The following is a 17,343-nucleotide window of genomic DNA, read 5'->3' on the forward strand; positions in this document are numbered from 1 at the left end:
TGCGCGTGCCCGTAGGTGCAGAAACGTTCCTTCAGGTATGCGGGCCAGGCTCTCCGCCGGCCGTCGACGCTGCCGCCACCAGCCGGTTGCGCGCCCGCCCCATGAGCTCCTCGCGCTCGTCCTCGGTCAAGCCGCCCCAGACGCCGTACGGTTCGCGCACCGCGAGCGCGTGCGCCGCGCACTGTGCGCGGACCGGGCACCTCATGCAGACCTCCTTGGCCGAGTTCTCTCGAGCGCTCCGGGCCGCACCGCGCTCGCCCTCCGGATGAAAGAAGAGCGAGCTGTCCACCCCGCGACAAGCAGCCAGCAGCTGCCAGTCCCACAGGTCCGCGTTCGGTCCGGGAAGGCGGGAGAAATCTGCCATTGCGTGACCCCTTGTAGCCGTTCTGGGCGGATACGGTGTCTACGACCGTACATCTACGATCTAAGAAGATGAAAATATGACTCATTGCGAATCTAGCCCCAAACGCCAGTAAACAGGAAGAAAAAGGGCCGAATGGGGCATGGGTTGTGATGAAAGATTGAGGGTCCGCCGTGCATGTCTGCCCCGTGTCCGCCCCCTCACGTAGAGTGCCGAAGACGGCACATGCCCCCGTAACTCTTTCGAGTGACCGTCGTTGAGAGGGCGGAGGCGGTTGAAGGAACAAGGGCTCGGGCAGGCGTCCGAGACGGTCGACCGCACAGGTGACGATTTCGTACCAGCCTGGAGGCTCAAGGTGACGTGCATCAGCTGCGGAGGGCGGCCATGACATCCGTCCTCGTCTGCGACGACTCCCCGCTTGCCCGAGAGGCGCTCCGCCGCGCGGTCGCGACCGTGCCCGGCGTCGAGCGCGTGACGACGGCGGCCAACGGCGAGGAAGTCCTCCGCCGCTGGGGCGCCGACCGCTCGGACCTGATTCTGATGGACGTACGCATGCCCGGTCTGGGCGGCGTCGAGACCGTGCGGCGGCTGCTGTCCGCCGACCCCGGTGCGCGCATCATCATGCTCACCGTCGCCGAGGACCTGGACGGTGTGGCCCTCGCGGTCGCCGCCGGTGCCCGCGGCTATCTGCACAAGGACGCCTCGCGCGCGGAGTTGCGCGCCACGGTGACGCAGGCGCTGGCCGACCCGACCTGGCGGCTGGCCCCGCGCCGGCTGCGGTCCGCGGAGATGGGCGCCGCGCCGACGCTCACCGCGCGTGAGATCCAGGTGCTGGAAGGCATGAGTCACGGTCGCTCCAACGCGGAGATCGGCCGTGAGCTGTTCCTCTCCGAGGACACCGTGAAGACGCATGCCCGGCGGTTGTTCAAGAAGCTGGGTGCTTCGGACCGGGCGCACGCCGTGGCTCTCGGCTTCCGGTGGGGCCTGGTTCGTTAGTCGCCTCACCGAGGCTGCCGTGTTGTGGCGTACGGCGGCTGCGGGTGCGTCGTGGCTGGTCGCGCCCACGTGGCGGTAGCCGCCGATCGATGCAGCCCCGCGCCCCTGAAGGGGCGCGGGAGCCAGGTCGGCCAAGTAGCTCTGGTCGGTGCCCGCTGCTCGTTTCGCGGCGGATGCCGCATCCTTGAGGTGTGGAGTCTCTCGGGGACGAGTCGATCGAGCGGAAGGGGAGGGCGCAGGGGATGAGTGCCGGCGCACCTGCTCATAACGCTTCGGTGCACAACATCGGGCGCGATGCCACGGACCATACGGCCACAAGGCACCATGGACCGATGCGCGACGACGAGGCGGCCAAAGCCGCAGGGGCGATCGGTGCACTCGTCCATCGCGCGGTCGACGGAGACGAGCAGGCCACGCATGATCTGCTCGCGCATGTCCACCCCCTGGCCCTGCGCTACTGCCGCACCCGGCTGTCCCGGCTGCCGGGTGACGCCCGCCACTTCGTCGAGGACCTCGCCCAGGAGGTCTGCGTCGCCGTCCTCCTCGCGCTGCCGCGCTACAAGGACACCGGCCGCCCCTTCGAGGCGTTCGTCTTCGCCATCGCCGCGCACAAGGTGGCCGACCTCCAGCGGGCGGCGATGCGGCACCCGGGGTCCACGGCGGTTCCCTCGGACGAGATGCCCGAGCGCCCCGACGACTCGCTGGGCCCGGAGGAGCGGGCGCTGCTGAGCAGCGACGCCGAGTGGGCCAAGAAACTGCTGGCCAACCTGCCCGAGAACCAGCGGGAGCTGCTGCTGCTGCGGATCGCGGTGGGCTTGACCGCGGAGGAGACCGGCCAGATGTTGGGAATGTCACCCGGCGCGGTCCGGGTGGCCCAGCACCGGGCGCTGAGCAGACTGCGGGCGCTGGCCGAGCAGTAGGCGGCGCTCCTGAACGGGCGTCGCGCCGATTCCGTACGAACATACGAAGCCCGGAGCGGCCCTGAACCGTGGAATTTGCCACCCTTGCTTCCCGTTAGCATGGACATCCGCACCGATCAAGGCCATTTGGGGAAGGTGTCATGACTGCAAACGTCGACGGAGTGCCCGGTAAATTCGCGACACTCGGGCTGACCTACGACGACGTGCTGCTGCTGCCGGGAGCGTCCGAGGTGCTCCCCAACGCGGTCGACACCTCGTCCCGCATCTCCCGCAACGTCCGGGTGAACATCCCACTGCTCTCGGCCGCCATGGACAAGGTGACCGAGTCCCGCATGGCCATCGCCATGGCCCGCCTCGGCGGTGTCGGTGTGCTGCACCGCAACCTGTCCGTCGAGGACCAGGTCAACCAGGTCGACCTGGTGAAGCGGTCCGAGTCCGGCATGGTCACCGACCCCATCACGGTGCACCCGGAGGCGACCCTCGCCGAGGCCGACGCCCTGTGCGCCAAGTTCCGCATCAGCGGTGTCCCGGTCACCGACCCGGCCGGCAAGCTCCTCGGCATCGTCACCAACCGTGACATGGCCTTCGAGTCGGACCGCAGCCGTCAGGTGCGCGAGGTCATGACGCCGATGCCGCTGGTCACCGGCCAGGTCGGCATCTCCGGCACCGACGCCATGGACCTGCTGCGCAAGCACAAGATCGAGAAGCTTCCGCTCGTCGACGACTCCGGTGTCCTCAAGGGCCTGATCACCGTCAAGGACTTCGTCAAGGCGGAGAAGTACCCGAGCGCCGCCAAGGACTCCGAGGGCCGGCTCCTCGTCGGTGCCGCCGTCGGCGCCAGCCCCGAGGCCCTGGAGCGCGCCCAGGCGCTCGCCGAGGCCGGTGTGGACTTTCTGGTCGTCGACACCTCGCACGGCCACAACAGCAACGCGCTGAGCTGGATGTCGAAGATCAAGTCCAGCGTCGGCGTCGACGTGATCGGCGGCAACGTCGCCACCCGCGACGGCGCCCAGGCGCTGATCGACGCCGGTGTCGACGGCATCAAGGTGGGCGTGGGCCCCGGCTCCATCTGTACGACCCGCGTCGTCGCCGGCATCGGCGTCCCGCAGGTCACCGCGATCTACGAGGCCTCCCTCGCCGCCCGCCCCGCGGGCATCCCGTTGATCGGTGACGGCGGCCTGCAGTACTCCGGCGACATCGGCAAGGCGCTCGCCGCCGGCGCCGACACCGTGATGCTGGGCTCGCTGCTCGCGGGTTGCGAGGAGTCGCCCGGCGAGCTCCAGTTCATCAACGGCAAGCAGTTCAAGTCGTACCGCGGCATGGGCTCGCTCGGCGCGATGCAGTCCCGTGGCCAGGGCAAGTCGTACTCCAAGGACCGCTACTTCCAGGCCGAGGTCTCCGCGGACGACAAGCTCGTGCCCGAGGGCATCGAGGGCCAGGTGCCCTACCGGGGCCCGCTCTCCAGCGTCCTGCACCAGCTCGTCGGCGGGCTGCGCCAGACCATGGGCTATGTGGGCGCGGCAACCATCGACGAGATGGAGTCCAAGGGCCGCTTCGTGCGGATCACCTCCGCGGGTCTGAAGGAGTCGCACCCGCACGACATCCAGATGACGGTCGAGGCGCCGAACTACAGCCGTAAGTAGGCATCGGTCCTCAGGCACGGTCCTTCAGGGGCGGCCCCGGAAGCATCCGGGGCCGCCCCTGTCGTGCCCGTCGGCGATACTGGAAGACGCTGAAACGCATCAGGGAAAGGCCACACATCGTGACTGAGATCGAGATCGGGCGCGGCAAGCGCGGCCGCCGGGCGTACGCCTTCGACGACATCGCCGTCGTCCCCAGCCGTCGTACGCGCGACCCGAAGGAGGTCTCGATCGCCTGGCAGATCGACGCCTACCGCTTCGAGCTGCCGTTCCTGGCCGCCCCCATGGACTCGGTCGTCTCCCCGGCCACCGCGATCCGCATCGGCGAGCTCGGCGGCCTCGGCGTGCTGAACCTCGAGGGCCTGTGGACGCGGTACGAGGACCCGCAGCCGCTCCTCGACGAGATCGCGGAGCTGCCCACCGAGGCCGCCACCCGCCGCCTCCAGGAGATCTACGCCGCTCCCATCAAGGAGGAGCTGATCGGGCAGCGCATCAAGGAGGTGCGCGACTCCGGCGTCGTCACCGCCGCCGCGCTCTCCCCGCAGCGCACGGCCCAGTTCTCCAAGGCCGTCGTCGACGCCGGCGTGGACATCTTCGTCATCCGCGGTACGACGGTCTCGGCGGAGCACGTCTCCGGTGCGGCCGAGCCGCTGAACCTGAAGCAGTTCATCTACGAGCTCGACGTCCCGGTGATCGTCGGCGGCTGTGCCACGTACACCGCGGCCCTGCACCTGATGCGCACCGGCGCGGCCGGTGTCCTGGTCGGCTTCGGCGGCGGCGCCGCGCACACCACGCGCAACGTCCTCGGTATCCGGGTGCCGATGGCCACCGCGGTCGCGGACGTGGCGGCGGCCCGCCGCGACTACATGGACGAGTCCGGCGGCCGGTACGTCCACGTGATCGCCGACGGCGGCGTCGGCTGGTCCGGCGACCTCCCCAAGGCCATCGCCTGTGGCGCCGACTCCGTGATGATGGGCTCCCCGCTCGCCCGCGCCACGGACGCGCCGGGCAAGGGCCACCACTGGGGCATGGAGGCCGTGAACGAGGAGCTGCCGCGCGGCAAGAAGGTCGACCTGGGCACGGTCGGCACCATCGAGGAGGTCCTGACGGGCCCGTCGCACACTCCCGACGGTTCGATGAACTTCTTCGGCGCACTTCGGCGGGCCATGGCCACGACCGGGTACAGCGAGCTGAAGGAGTTCCAGCGCGTCGAGGTGACGGTGGCGGACTCGCAGCACATGCGGTAGCCGGTACGGCTACGGCCGATACGTCAGGGAAGGGCCGGTCGCCCCGGGTGGGGTGACCGGCCCTTTTGCGTGCTCAGGAGCGCCCAGGAGTGTCCAAGTGGGGCTGGGTGGGGGCGTGTTGTGGGGGAGGGGGCGCGTGGTTGCGTTTGGGGCGAATGTGGGCTGAACGGGCGTACGGAGTCGGTAGTGTCCGTGATCGGCGTCCCAAGCTCTCCGGGGCGCCCCCTTCCAAGGAGATGTTCCGGACCCCGGCCCTCGGGGCCCGGCCCGAGCTCCAGACGGACTGCCTACCGGGATATGGGCGGCATCGTGGAAGGGGGCGCGCCCATGGGCCGTCACCGCAAGCCCACCCGCTGGGATCGCATTCGGCTTCGGCTGGTGAAGTTCCGGAGGAGGTGTGTCTTGTGGATCAACAGCTGGTGAGCGGCCGCCCCCAGAGAGCTTAGGGGCGGACACCCGTGAATCAGCTAGGAGCCCGCTGCAGCACCCACTGCAGTGGGCTCCACCTGTTGGTGAGACGGTGAGCGGCCGTCCCTACGAAGACTAGGGGCGGACACTCCCTGATCCATCCACGAGCCAGCCACAGTGCCCACTGCGGCCGACCCCACCTGTCTCCGTAAGGTACCCGCGCCGCGCCCCGCATGCCACCAGCCGCCGGAGCCCGACCACCCACGCGCCCCCCGTCACAACCGATGCGCCGCCCCCGTAGGCGTAGCCCCCCGCGTGTCCAGCAGCAGCTGTGCCTTCACCGACAGCCCCTGAAGGTCGTACCGGCGATGCTGTTGGAGCAGGATCGTCAGGTCGGCGTCGGCGGCGGCCTCGTACAGGGAGTCCGCGCGGGGGACCGGGCGGTCCAGGACGTTCCAGGACGGGATGTGCGGGTCGTGGTAGCTGAGGGAGGCGCCGAGCCGCATCAGGCGGACCGCGACCTCCTCGGCGGGGGTGGACTGCTGGTCGGCGAGGTCGGGTTTGTAGGTGACGCCGAGGAGGAGGATTCGGGCGCCGCGCGCGGACTTGCCGTGTTCGTTGAGGAGGGCGGCGGCGCGCTGGACGACGTACTGGGGCATCTGGCTGTTGACCTGCTGGGCCAGTTCGACCATGCGCAGGGTGCGGCCGGCGTGGGCGGTGAGGTCCTGCGGGACGGCGTGGCCGCCGACGCCGGGGCCGGGGCGGAAGGCCTGGAAGCCGAACGGCTTGGTCTCCGCGCAGCGGATGACGTCCCACAGGTCGACACCCAAGTCGTGGCAGAGGACGGCCATTTCGTTGACGAGGGCGATGTTGACGTGCCGGAAGTTCGTCTCCAGGACCTGCACGGTCTCCGCCTCGCGCGGGCCACGCGCGCGTACCACCTTGTCGGTGAGACGGCCGTAGAAGGCGGCGGCCGACTCGGTGCACGCGGAGGTGAGGCCACCGATCACCTTGGGGGTGTTGGCGGGGGTGAAGTCGCGGTTGCCGGGGTCGATGCGGCTGGGGGAGTACGCCAGGTGGAAGTCGCGGCCGGCGGCCATGCCCGAGCCCTCTTCGAGGAGGGGGCGCAGAACGTTCTCGGTGGTGCCCGGCGGGACGGGCGACTCCAGGATGACGGTGGTGTGCGGGCGCAAGTGCGCGGCCAGGGTGCGGGCGGCCGCCTCCACCTGGCTGAGGTCGAGCCCGCCGTCCGCGCCGGGCGGGGTCGGCGCGCAGATGACGGCGGTGCGTACGCGGCCGAGCTCGGCGGGGCTGGTGGCGTGCCGGAAGCCCCCCGAGAGCATCCGGCGCAGTTCCGCGGGGCTGAGGGAGGCGGCCTCGGGCCCGGTCCGGTAACCGAGCGTGGCGATGCCGGCCGCGACGGCGGCCTTGGCCAGCGGCAGGCCGTACGGGCCGAGTCCGATGACGGCGAGATCTGCGGGCATGGCGTGGGCCGTCCTTCCCAGTAACCGAAGTGGAGCAGGTGCGCAAGCCCTGTGGACAGATCGAGGGAGCGCAATGTCAGACTAGGAGTAAATATGACCGATTTGCGGCATTGAATGATCGCGTTTCCGGGAGTGTTGTCCACAGGCTGGGGGCGCGTGGTGGCTGAACTCGGGCAACCCGGTCAGAATTCTGGGCATGGGGGGTACGAAGCGGGCTTCGCCCGACGGGTGCGGCCTACGCGACCGATGAGCGGGAGGCAGCGGTGAGGACAGCGACACTGGGGCCGGCGGAGCGCGCCGAGTCACTCGCAGCAATGGCCGAGCGCGAGCTGGACCTACTGGTCGTGGGCGCCGGCGTCGTGGGTGCGGGCACCGCCCTCGACGCGGCCACCCGGGGACTGTCCACCGGCCTGGTCGAGGCCCGCGACTGGGCGTCGGGTACCTCCAGCAGGTCGAGCAAGCTGATCCACGGCGGCCTGCGCTATCTGGAGATGCTCGACTTCGCCCTCGTACGCGAGGCGTTGAAGGAACGCGGGCTGTTGGTGTCGCGGCTGGCCCCGCACCTGGTGAAACCGGTGCCCTTCCTCTACCCGCTCCAGTACAAGGGCTGGGAGCGCCTGTACGCCGGTTCGGGCGTCCTGCTCTACGACGTCATGTCGATGGCCCGCAGCCACGGGCGGGGCATGCCCCTGCACCGCCACCTGAGCCGCCGTCACGCCTTGCGCATCGCCCCCGCGCTGAAGAAGGACGCACTGGTCGGCGCCCTTCAGTACTACGACGCCCAGATGGACGACGCCCGCTATGTGGCCACCCTCGTACGCACGGCGGCGGCCTACGGCGCGAAAGTCGCCAACCGCGCGCGTGTGACCGGGTTTCTGCGCGAGGGCGAGCGGGTCGTCGGGGCCCGGGTGCAGGACGTCGAGGCGGGCGGGGAGTACGAGATCCGCGCCAAGCAGATCGTCAACGCCACCGGTGTGTGGACCGACGACACCCAGTCCATGGTGGGGGAGCGCGGGCAGTTCCATGTGCGCGCCTCCAAGGGCATCCACCTGGTCGTGCCCAAGGACCGCATCCACTCCACCTCGGGCCTGATCCTGCGCACCGAGAAGTCGGTGCTGTTCGTCATCCCCTGGGGCCGGCACTGGATCGTCGGCACCACCGACACCGACTGGGACCTCGACAAGGCGCACCCGGCCGCGTCCAGTGCCGACATCGACTACCTGCTGGAACACGTGAACTCGGTGCTCGCGGTGCCGCTGACCCGCGACGACGTGGAGGGCGTGTACGCGGGCCTGCGGCCACTGCTCGCCGGTGAGTCGGACGCCACCAGCAAGCTGTCGCGCGAGCACACGGTGGCGCACCCGGTGCCGGGGCTCGTGGTCGTGGCGGGCGGCAAGTACACGACGTACCGGGTGATGGCCAAGGACGCCGTGGACGCGGCGGTGCACGGGCTCGACATGCGGGTCGCCGAGTGCGTCACGGAGGACATTCCGCTGCTGGGCGCGGAGGGGTACCGGGCGCTGTGGAACGCGCGTGCGCGGATCGCGGCGCGGACGGGCATTCATGTGGTGCGCGTGGAGCACCTGTTGAACCGTTACGGCTCGCTGGCCGAGGAGGTGCTCGAACTCATCGCCGCCGACCCCACGCTGGGCGAGCCCCTGCACTCCGCCGACGACTATCTGCGCGCCGAGGTCGTCTACGCCGCCTCGCACGAGGGGGCGCGGCACCTGGACGACGTGCTGACGCGGCGTACGCGCATCTCCATCGAGACGTTCGACCGGGGGACGCGGTGCGCGCGTGAGGCGGCCGAGCTGATGGCGCCGGTGCTGGGCTGGGACAAGGACCACATCGAGCGCGAGATCCAGCACTACGAGAAGCGGGTGGAGGCCGAGCGTGAGTCGCAGCGGCAGCCGGACGACCTGACGGCGGACGCGGCGCGGTTGGGGGCGCCGGACATCGTGCCGCTGTAGGGATCGGGCCGGTGGGGGGCCAGCCCGGGAACGTCACTCGAACGGGTGGCGGAAGTTGGGATCTCCGCTCGAACCCGGGCCGTTCTACTTGGTGCGAGGGCAGAACCCGGCGGCGAGCAGCCGGGGTTCGAGACCGGGATCCGCTATCGCCGTCGTGTTCACCCGGAAAGTCAGGACACGACGACCGCCGACGGTGGCCGCGGAGCGCACGTAGCTGCCGGAGATGCGCCCGTTGTGCCCCCAGACGACGGTGCCGCAGGGCAGTTTCAGGGGAAAGAGCCCCATGCCGTACGAGCCATGCGCGGCACGGGTGTCGAGCATCTCGCGCAGCCAGCGCGGGGGCAGCAGTCGGCCGCCGAGCAGCGCGGCGTAGAAGCGGTCGAGGTCGGCGAGCGTGGTCACCAGCTCGCCCGAGGCGCCGGCCACCCGCGGGTCGAGTTCGGTGACATCGGTCCCGTCGGTGGCGTAGGCACGGCCGTGCGGAGCGGGCAGCGAGGTGCGGGAGCCAGGGAAGGAGGTACCGGTCAGGCCCAGCGGAGCGACGATCCGGCGCTCGGTCTCGGTGGCGTAGGAGCGGCCGGTGATGTGTTCGACGACCAGGCCGAGCAGGACGTAGTTGGTGTTCGAGTAGGAGAAGGTGCCGGGTTCGGCAGGGGGGTGGGTGAGCGCGATGCGCACGGCCTGAAGCGGTGTGAGGGGGACGGCGCCCCCGGTCGCGGCGGTGTAGTCGTACAGGCCGCTGGTGTGGGTCAGCAGGGAACGAAGGGTCAGCGCGCGCCCGTCGTTGCCCGCCCCGCGCACCAGTCCCGGCAGGTACCGCTCCACCGGCTCGGAGAGGGACAGCCGTCGCTCGGCGGCCAGTTGCAGGACGACCGTCGCGATGAAGGTCTTGGTGATGCTGCCGGCGCGGAAGTGGTCGGCGCGGGCGATGCCCTGGCCGGCCCCGGCGTAATGGGTACCGGTCGTCTCGCGGGCCAGCAGGGCCGCGGCGGTGGCCTTGCCCCGGGTGAGCAGCCGCGGTAGCAGGGAGTCCGTCGCCTGTGCCGTGGAGGACGACGAGGCGGTGCGGGTCGAGGAGGAGGTGGAGGACAGACCGAGGAGTGCCGGGGCCACCAGGCCGATGAGCGTCAGGGCCACGGGCAGGGCCACCAGTGTCCGGAGCAGGGGCATCGCCGGTCGTGCCATGCGGGTTCCTTCCCTTGTCGCGGCTCATCATGCCGGTCAAGCGGAACGCGCGATTCACCGGGCCTCGAGGGCGCCGTGCCGTGCGGGCGAGGGCTGTGCGGTCGGGTGGTGGGGCCTGGGGCACCCTGGGCGTCGGGCACTTGTCGGGTGAGAGACAATGGAGGCTCTGTCAGGGCGGGTTGTATGAGGGGACGCATGTCGGAGGCGGAGCGGGCGGGGACATCTCGTCAGGACACTCGTCAGGACGACCGCGAGCGTCTCCTCGCGGGGCGGTACCGGCTGGGCGGAGTGCTCGGCAGGGGCGGCATGGGCACGGTGTGGCGTGCCGTCGACGAGACTCTCGGACGGACCGTCGCCGTCAAGGAGCTGCGGTTCCCGTCGAACATCGACGAGGAGGAGAAGCGGCGGCTGATCACGCGCACCCTGCGTGAGGCGAAGGCAATCGCGCGGATCCGCAACAACAGCGCCGTGACGGTGTTCGACGTGGTCGACGAGGACGACCGGCCGTGGATCGTGATGGAGCTCGTCGAGGGCAAGTCGCTCGCCGAGGTCATCCGCGAGGACGGTCTCCTGGAGCCCAAGCGGGCGGCCGAGGTGGGCCTCGCCGTGCTCGACGTGCTGCGGTCCGCGCACCGCGAGGGCATCCTGCACCGTGACGTGAAGCCGTCGAACGTCCTGCTGGAGTCCGACACCGGCCGGGTCGTGCTCACCGACTTCGGTATCGCCCAGGTCGAGGGCGACCCCTCCATCACCTCGACCGGCATGCTCGTCGGCGCGCCCTCCTACATCTCCCCGGAGCGGGCCCGCGGTCACAAGCCGGGCCCCGCGGCCGACCTGTGGTCGCTGGGCGGGCTGCTGTACGCGTCGGTGGAGGGCACCCCGCCGTACGACAAGGGCTCCGCCATCGCGACGCTCACCGCGGTGATGACCGAGCCGCTGGAGGAGCCGAAGAACGCGGGACCGCTGAAGGACGTCATCTACGGTCTGCTCACCAAGGACCCCGAGAAGCGGCTGGACGACGCCGGTGCGCGGGCGATGCTCAACGCCGTCGTCCACGCGCCCGCTCCCAAGGCCGAGCCGGAGCCGGCGGACGCGACGAAGGTCGTGCCGTTGCCGCCGCAGCCCGACGGCAAGGGCCGTTCGGGCGCCGGGTCCGGGAGCAAGCGGGGCGAGGAGGCCGGGGAGCGGCTGCGCGGGGCGCTGCGTTCCGTGCGGAAGGCCGCGGCGGGTGCGGGGGCCGGGGCGGCTGCGGCGCGTACCAAGTCCGGGAGCGAGGCGGCCGTTTCGGAGTCCGGGGCGGCGTCTACGGGAGTGGGCGGGGCCGGGGCGTCGGCGAAGGCCGGGGGTTCGGATTCGGCTTCGGGTGTGCGTCGGGCTTCCGGGGCCGGGGCGGCGGGTGCTGCCGCCGGTTCAGGTGCCGGGGCCAGTGCTGGCGACTCTGCCGGTGTCGGTGTCGGTGTCGGTGCCGGTGAGCGGGATGTGGAGTCGGGGAAGGGGCAGAGCGGGGGCCGGAGTTCCGGGTGGCCCGTGATGACGCCGCCGGATCTGCCGCCGCGGCCGGTGCCGAGGGCGCCGCTCACCGATGTGGTGCCGAAGCGGACGTTGGTGGTCATCGCGGTGGCCGTGGCGCTGGTCGTGCTCGGTGTGGTGCTGGCCCTCACGCTCGGCGACGACGGCGACTCGAATTCGTCGGCGAACGGCGGCGGTGGCAAGGCTTCCGCCAAGGCGAGCGCCAGTGCCGACACCAAGACGGACGAGAACGACGGCACGCGGGCGGACGGCGAGAAGTCCGCGTCCGCGACGGCCGGTTCGGGGTCCGGAGCGGCGGAGACCGGGAAGACGCCGAGCGCCGGCCCGAGCGCGACCGGCGGGAGCGGCGCAGAGGCGGGGTCCGACGGCGACAGCAAGGTCGCGTCGACCCACAAGGGGAGCCAGGGGTACTCGATCGGGCTGCCCGCGGGGTGGAAGTTCCAGTCCTCGGGGTCGGCGGGCGACCGGTTCACCGGGCCCGACGGGCAGAAGCTCCTCGTCGCCTGGACGTCCACGCCGAAGGGCGACCCGGTGACGGACTGGAAGAACCAGGAGCGGGGCATGGTCCGCTCGCAGTACAAGCGGATCCGCATAGAGGAGGTGGAGTACCGCGGTTGGAACACGGCCGACTGGGAGTTCACCTATGCCGAAGGCGGCACGAAGTACCGCACGATCGACCGTGGGTTCGTGGTGGACGACCATCTCGGACATGCGCTGATGTACACGGCGAAAGCTTCGAATTGGGACAGCGAGCTGCGCAAGGACACATGGAAGACGCTGACGGAATCGTTCAAGCCGAAGTCGTGAAGTGAGCGGAATTCGGTTTGGGCTCGCGAGGGCCGGGATTGAGCCGTGAGATACGGCAACCCCGCTTTGCGAGTTGCCTCCGGCACGTATCGTGAATGCTTGCGGACCGTACGCATTTGGTCGTGCGTCCGGAACGGCACGCAAGGCGAACGGAATTGACCAACCGGGCGGCCGGGGGAGGCAACGTGGAGGACTATGCGGGTCGGGTGCTCGCCGACCGCTACCGCCTGCCGCTGCCGCCCTCCGACGAGTACGAACTCACCGAGACCCGCGCCTTCGACACCTACAGCGGGCAGGAAGTCCTGGTCCGGCAGGTGCCGTTGCCGGAGGTCGTCGAGGCGGAGGTGCTGGACGCCGAGGGGCTGCCCGCCGGGTTCACGGCACGGGAGACGCGGGAGCGCGGGGCGGGACGGCGTTCCTCGTCCCGGGCGAGCACGCGCCGGCCCAGCGACCCCGCCGTGCGGCGGGCGGTCGAGGCGGCGCAGGCCGCGGCGCGGATCCCCGACCATCCCCGGCTGGACCAGGTCTTCGACGTGTTCGCCGAGGGCGGTTCCCTGTGGATAGTGAGTGAGTTCGTGGCCGCGCGCCCGCTGGCCGCGCTGCTCGCCGAGAAGCCGCTGACGCCGTATCGGGCGGCCGAGGTCGCCTCCGACGTCCTCATGGCGCTGCGGGTGCTGCACGCGCACGGCTGGGTCCACCGGAACATCACCGCCCGCACGGTGCTCGTCTGCGACGACGGCCGGGTGATGCTCACCGGGCTCGCGGTCGGGGCCGCGGAGGAGGCGCTGTGCGGGTATGACCCGGTGCCGGTCGAGGACGGTGACGGGGACCAGAGCGAGGGCGGCGCGTCCGGGACGTTCGGTGGCGGCCCCGGCGGCGCGGGGGTGGCCGTGCCTCCCGGTCCGCGCGCGGGTGAGCCGGCGATCGGCGGCCCCGGAGCGGCCGGCACGGACCCCGAGGCCGCCCGGCGTGCCGCCATCGAGGCGCGTGCGACCGGAGCGCTGCCGGTGCCCGGGGCCGACGCGGGCACCGGGACCGAGGCGCCGGGCGGGGCACCGCGCGGTGCCCTGGAGACCGGCGGGGACATCAGGGCCGCGCGGGCCGGAGCCATCGCCGCGTACCGGGCGGGTGCCCGAGCCGCCGCCCGGGTGCAGGAGACGCAGAACGGACGCGCCGCGCTGCCCGGCGCCCGCCCGGCGCCCGAGAACGGCCCCGCCGCCCTGGCCAACGGCGCGGCGCAACAGCCGTACGGCTCCGGCAGCGGCACGGCCACGCCCCCGGGCCGGATCGCCGACCCGTACGGCGTAGGGGCCCCCTCCTGGCCCGGCGCCGCGCCCCGAGGCGGGGCCCCCGGTACACCCACGGACGACACACGCGGCCGTACGGCACTCCCCCCGGGCGCCCCGGGCGCCCACCCCGGCGGTCTCGGCACCCCGCCCGGCACCCCCGCGGGCGTCCCCGCGCAGGGTGGGCCCGTTGGTGGCCCAGCCCCGCACTCCCCGGCCGTACCAGGCGCCCACTCCGGCGGTCTCGGCACCCCGTCCGGCACCCCCGCGGGTGTCCCCGCGCAAGGCGTCCCCGCGCAGGGCCTTCCCGCCGATGGCCCCTCCCCCCGCCCCCCGGCCCGCTGGGACGACCTCGTGACCGGTGCTCCCGTTCACCGTGGGCCCACCACCGCGCTTGCCGCGGAGCGGGCGCGGCAGGCGCGGATGGCTGTGGTCGGGCCGGTGACCGAGCGGTGGGCGCCGGAGCAGGCCGGGCCCGTGCATGAGAACTGGCAGCTTGCCGCGCCGATCGGGCCCGCGACCGACCTGTGGGCTCTCGGCGCGCTGCTCTTCCGGGCCGTGCAGGGGCATGCGCCGTATCCGGAGGAGTCGACGGCCGAGCTCGTGCAGATGGTGTGCGCGGAGCCCCCGGCCTTCGCCGAGGAGTGCGGGCCGCTCAGGCCGGTCGTGGAGTCGCTGCTGCGTCAGGACCCCACCGAGCGCCTCGACTTCGAGGAGCTGCGGGGCTGGCTGCGCTCGCTCGTACGGTCCGCGCCCGAGCCGGAGGCCGGCACGCATGTCGTTCCCGCCCCGCCGGTCGACCCCAACCGGCTGCCGATCGTGCGGCGCCGGGGCGAGCTGGTGCGCAGGCGCCGGGCCGGACTGCCCGCGCATCACGGGCGGCACAAGCGGGCCAGGCGGGAGACGGGGCATTCGCCCCGCAGGCTCGGACGTACGCTGCTGGTGCTGGTGCTGCTCGGGATGGCCGCGGCCATCGCGTACGCCATGCTGTTCATGCCCAAGGCCGACCAGGGCGACGGCGCCACGGCCGACGCCGGCCGCACCGGCGCCGCGGGCCAGGCCGGCGGGGCGGAACCCGAGCAGTCCGCCGAGGCGAGCAGCGAGCCGCGGCCCGAGCAGACCTCACCCGGATCCGGAAACGACCCCTCGGAGTCGGCCGGTTCGACCGAGACGCAGACCAAGAGCCCCGACGATCCCGACGTCCCGGACGGTTTCACCCTGCGCGAGGACGCGGCCGGGTTCCGGATCGCCGTCGCCAACGGATGGAACCGCACCCCGGAGAACGGGCGTGGGCAGGTCGTGTACTCGCACGGCGACTTCGACCTCATCGTCGTGAAGGGCCGGGACACCGCCGACCGGTACGGCAGCGACCCGATGGTCTACCAGCGGGAGCACGAGCGGGAGTTGCAGCCGTACCGGGACTCCAGCTGGGCCTCCTCCGGCGGACTGAAGACCATTCAGGTCGGCGAGCGGGTTATGGCCGAGGGGCAGTTCACCTGGACCGACGACCAGGGGCGCGAGCTGTTCGTGCGCAATGTCGCGATCCTGGTCGACGGGCGGTACCACGTGGTGCAGGTGCGCGGTCCGGACGCCGAGCGGGACGAGGTGACCCGGCTGTTCGAGCAGGCGTCGGCGACGTATCAGGTCACCGGGTGATTGCGTCCGTGAACCCTGTGTGACAGCCGCTCCAGGTTGCTTCCCGGCGCCGAAAGCGACAACCATCACAGTGCGGTCTCCTTGGCACCCCCGTGGTTCCGGTCGCGTCGGCCGGTCCTTAACCTGAGCGTGTCAAGAGCATTGCGGGGCAACGTGAATCAGATGCAGGGCCAGCTCGTTTCGGGCCGCTACCGGCTCGCCGACGCGATCGGCAGCGGCGGTATGGGGCGGGTGTGGCGTGCGCACGATGAGGTGCTGCATCGGGCCGTCGCGATCAAGGAGCTGACCGCGGCGCTCTACGTCTCCGAGAGCGACCAGGACCGGCTGCTCGCCCGCACCCGCGCCGAGGCCCGCGCCGCCGCCCGTATCAACCATTCCGCCGTCGTCACCGTGCACGACGTGCTGGAGCACGACGGCCGGCCGTGGATCGTGATGGAGCTGGTCGAGGGCCACTCGCTGGCCGACGAGGTCAAGGAGCAGGGACGCGTCGAGCCGGCCGAGGCCGCCCGGATCGGCCTGTGGGTGCTGCGGGCGCTGCGCGCCGCCCACTCCGCCGGCGTCCTGCATCGCGACATCAAGCCCGGAAACGTCCTGCTCTCCGAGGACCGCCGGGTCCTCCTCACCGACTTCGGAATCGCCCAGATCGAGGGCGACACCACCATCACCCGTACCGGCGAGGTCGTCGGCTCGGTCGACTACCTCGCCCCCGAGCGCGTCCGCGGCCACGACCCCGGCCCCGCCTCCGACCTGTGGGCGCTCGGCGCCACGCTCTACACGGCTGTCGAGGGCCGCTCGCCGTTCCGCCGCACCTCGCCGCTGGGCACCATGCAGGCCGTCGTCGAGGAGGAGGCCGCCGAGCCGCGGCACGCCGGCCCGCTCACGCCCGTGATCAGCGCCCTGCTGCGCAAGGATCCGGCCACCCGGCCCGACGCCGCCGAGGCCGAGCAGATGCTGGCCGAGGCGGCGGAGGGAAGGCGGCCGAACGCGGCACAGGCGTACGTGCCGACACAGCACACACGGTATGAGCCGGACGCGCGCACAGGGGCCGCGCACACCGGGGGAGCCGCGCCCACCGGGGCCGTGACGGCGGCGACCGGCACGCCGTACCCGCCGATGGCGGGCCCGACGACGATCGGCTCGCCCTACGGCACCGCGGGTACCGGTATCGGCACGGGTACCGGTGCCGCGCCCGCCCGGCCGCCCAGGCGCCGCCGCCGGCTGCGCACGCTCGCCCTCGTCGTCGCGCTCGCCGCGATCGTCGGCGGGGGCACGGCGGTGGTGCTGCAGAAATGGGGGACGGAAACGGGCGGCACGTCCTCCTCGGCCACGCCCGGCCCCACGGCGAGCGAGTCGCCGGACCAGGAGGCCGGCGTCCCCGCGTCCTGGGTCCGCTACAAGGACCCCCTGGGCTTCACCCTTTACCTGCCCAAGGGCTGGAAGCGGGAGGTGGTCGGCAAGGAGATCGAAGGTCTCCAGCAGGTCGACTACACGCCCGACGGCGGTGAGCACTTCGTCCGTATCGCCGTCGACACCTCGCCCGACTTCGCGAACGCCTACGACCACCAGCGGGACCTGGAGGACTACCTGCGGCGGCACCTGGCCGACTACGCGACGGTGTCCCTGAAGAAGGACCTCTACCGCGACCGCGAGGGCTCCCTGTGGGAGTACACGTGGACCGCGCTGGCCAAGGACACGCCTTTCCCCGGGCCGCGCCGGGCCATCGACCAGGCGTACATCGACCGGGACGGCACGGAGTACGCGATCTACATGTCCTCGCCCGTGGCCGACTGGGAGGCCACCCGCAAGCAGTTCACGGCGGTGCTGCAGGGCTGGCAGACGAGCGGATCCTGAGC

At 71.7% G+C, this 17,343-nt stretch carries 11 protein-coding genes; 8 read left to right on the plus strand and 3 right to left on the minus strand.

Annotated elements, in window-relative coordinates:
- Nucleotides 1–31: 31 nt before the first annotated feature.
- The gene (locus tag AQJ67_RS26505) at nucleotides 32–364 is read right to left on the minus strand and encodes a WhiB family transcriptional regulator (RefSeq protein ID WP_062721801.1); all 333 of its coding nucleotides are present in this window, start codon (nucleotides 362–364) and stop codon (nucleotides 32–34) included.
- A 381-nt stretch (nucleotides 365–745) separates the two neighbouring features.
- On the opposite strand from AQJ67_RS26505, the gene AQJ67_RS26510 reads away from it, so the two are divergent.
- From AQJ67_RS26510 to AQJ67_RS26525, 4 genes are all read left to right on the plus strand, one after another.
- Entirely contained in the window at nucleotides 746–1,357 is a 612-nt protein-coding gene (locus AQJ67_RS26510; RefSeq protein WP_003948568.1) for a response regulator transcription factor, read from the plus strand.
- 332 nt (nucleotides 1,358–1,689) lie between these two features.
- Nucleotides 1,690–2,277 carry a sigma-70 family RNA polymerase sigma factor gene (locus tag AQJ67_RS26515; protein ID WP_030946246.1) on the plus strand — a complete coding sequence of 196 codons (588 nt, stop codon included), beginning with the start codon at nucleotides 1,690–1,692 and terminating at the stop codon, nucleotides 2,275–2,277.
- A 140-nt stretch (nucleotides 2,278–2,417) separates the two neighbouring features.
- Nucleotides 2,418–3,920 carry an IMP dehydrogenase gene (guaB, locus tag AQJ67_RS26520; RefSeq protein ID WP_062721802.1) on the plus strand — a complete coding sequence of 501 codons (1,503 nt, stop codon included), beginning with the start codon at nucleotides 2,418–2,420 and terminating at the stop codon, nucleotides 3,918–3,920.
- Between the two features lie 119 nt (nucleotides 3,921–4,039).
- A complete protein-coding gene (locus AQJ67_RS26525) occupies nucleotides 4,040–5,164 on the plus strand; it encodes a GuaB3 family IMP dehydrogenase-related protein (protein WP_062721803.1) in 1,125 nt (374 codons plus the stop codon).
- Nucleotides 5,165–5,847: 683 nt separating this feature from the next.
- On the opposite strand, the gene AQJ67_RS26530 is transcribed toward AQJ67_RS26525, so the two are convergent.
- Nucleotides 5,848–7,056: a nucleotide sugar dehydrogenase gene (locus AQJ67_RS26530; protein ID WP_062721804.1), complete on the minus strand. Its 1,209-nt coding sequence runs from the start codon at nucleotides 7,054–7,056 to the stop codon at nucleotides 5,848–5,850.
- A gap of 263 nt (nucleotides 7,057–7,319) precedes the next feature.
- Here AQJ67_RS26530 and AQJ67_RS26535 point away from each other — a divergent pair, with 263 nt between their 5' ends.
- Entirely contained in the window at nucleotides 7,320–9,026 is a 1,707-nt protein-coding gene (locus AQJ67_RS26535) for a glycerol-3-phosphate dehydrogenase/oxidase (RefSeq protein WP_062721805.1), read from the plus strand.
- An 84-nt stretch (nucleotides 9,027–9,110) separates the two neighbouring features.
- Here AQJ67_RS26535 and AQJ67_RS26540 read toward each other — a convergent pair whose 3' ends face one another.
- Nucleotides 9,111–10,196: a serine hydrolase domain-containing protein gene (locus AQJ67_RS26540; RefSeq protein ID WP_062722057.1), complete on the minus strand. Its 1,086-nt coding sequence runs from the start codon at nucleotides 10,194–10,196 to the stop codon at nucleotides 9,111–9,113.
- Between the two features lie 210 nt (nucleotides 10,197–10,406).
- On the opposite strand from AQJ67_RS26540, the gene AQJ67_RS26545 reads away from it, so the two are divergent.
- The 3 genes from AQJ67_RS26545 (at nucleotide 10,407) to AQJ67_RS26555 (ending at nucleotide 17,341) form a co-directional block, all read left to right on the plus strand.
- Nucleotides 10,407–12,548: a serine/threonine-protein kinase gene (locus tag AQJ67_RS26545; RefSeq protein WP_062721806.1), complete on the plus strand. Its 2,142-nt coding sequence runs from the start codon at nucleotides 10,407–10,409 to the stop codon at nucleotides 12,546–12,548.
- Nucleotides 12,549–12,733: 185 nt separating this feature from the next.
- Nucleotides 12,734–15,490: a protein kinase gene (locus AQJ67_RS26550; protein ID WP_062722058.1), complete on the plus strand. Its 2,757-nt coding sequence runs from the start codon at nucleotides 12,734–12,736 to the stop codon at nucleotides 15,488–15,490.
- 162 nt (nucleotides 15,491–15,652) lie between these two features.
- Nucleotides 15,653–17,341 carry a serine/threonine-protein kinase gene (locus AQJ67_RS26555; protein ID WP_062721807.1) on the plus strand — a complete coding sequence of 563 codons (1,689 nt, stop codon included), beginning with the start codon at nucleotides 15,653–15,655 and terminating at the stop codon, nucleotides 17,339–17,341.
- Nucleotides 17,342–17,343 lie beyond the last annotated feature (2 nt).

The organism is Streptomyces caeruleatus, from assembly GCF_001514235.1.
Taxonomy (GTDB): domain Bacteria; phylum Actinomycetota; class Actinomycetes; order Streptomycetales; family Streptomycetaceae; genus Streptomyces; species Streptomyces caeruleatus.

What these genes read in the sequence shown, in the direction of transcription:
- AQJ67_RS26505 (WP_062721801.1), bottom strand. Translation starts at nt 364, where the DNA reads ATGGCAGATTTCTCCCGCCTTCCCGGACCGAACGCGGACCTGTGGGAC.
- AQJ67_RS26510 (WP_003948568.1), top strand. Translation starts at nt 746, where the DNA reads ATGACATCCGTCCTCGTCTGCGACGACTCCCCGCTTGCCCGAGAGGCG.
- AQJ67_RS26515 (WP_030946246.1), top strand. Translation starts at nt 1,690, where the DNA reads ATGCGCGACGACGAGGCGGCCAAAGCCGCAGGGGCGATCGGTGCACTC.
- guaB (WP_062721802.1), top strand. Translation starts at nt 2,418, where the DNA reads ATGACTGCAAACGTCGACGGAGTGCCCGGTAAATTCGCGACACTCGGG.
- AQJ67_RS26530 (WP_062721804.1), bottom strand. Translation starts at nt 7,056, where the DNA reads ATGCCCGCAGATCTCGCCGTCATCGGACTCGGCCCGTACGGCCTGCCG.
- AQJ67_RS26540 (WP_062722057.1), bottom strand. Translation starts at nt 10,196, where the DNA reads ATGCCCCTGCTCCGGACACTGGTGGCCCTGCCCGTGGCCCTGACGCTC.
- AQJ67_RS26545 (WP_062721806.1), top strand. Translation starts at nt 10,407, where the DNA reads ATGTCGGAGGCGGAGCGGGCGGGGACATCTCGTCAGGACACTCGTCAG.
- AQJ67_RS26555 (WP_062721807.1), top strand. Translation starts at nt 15,653, where the DNA reads ATGCAGGGCCAGCTCGTTTCGGGCCGCTACCGGCTCGCCGACGCGATC.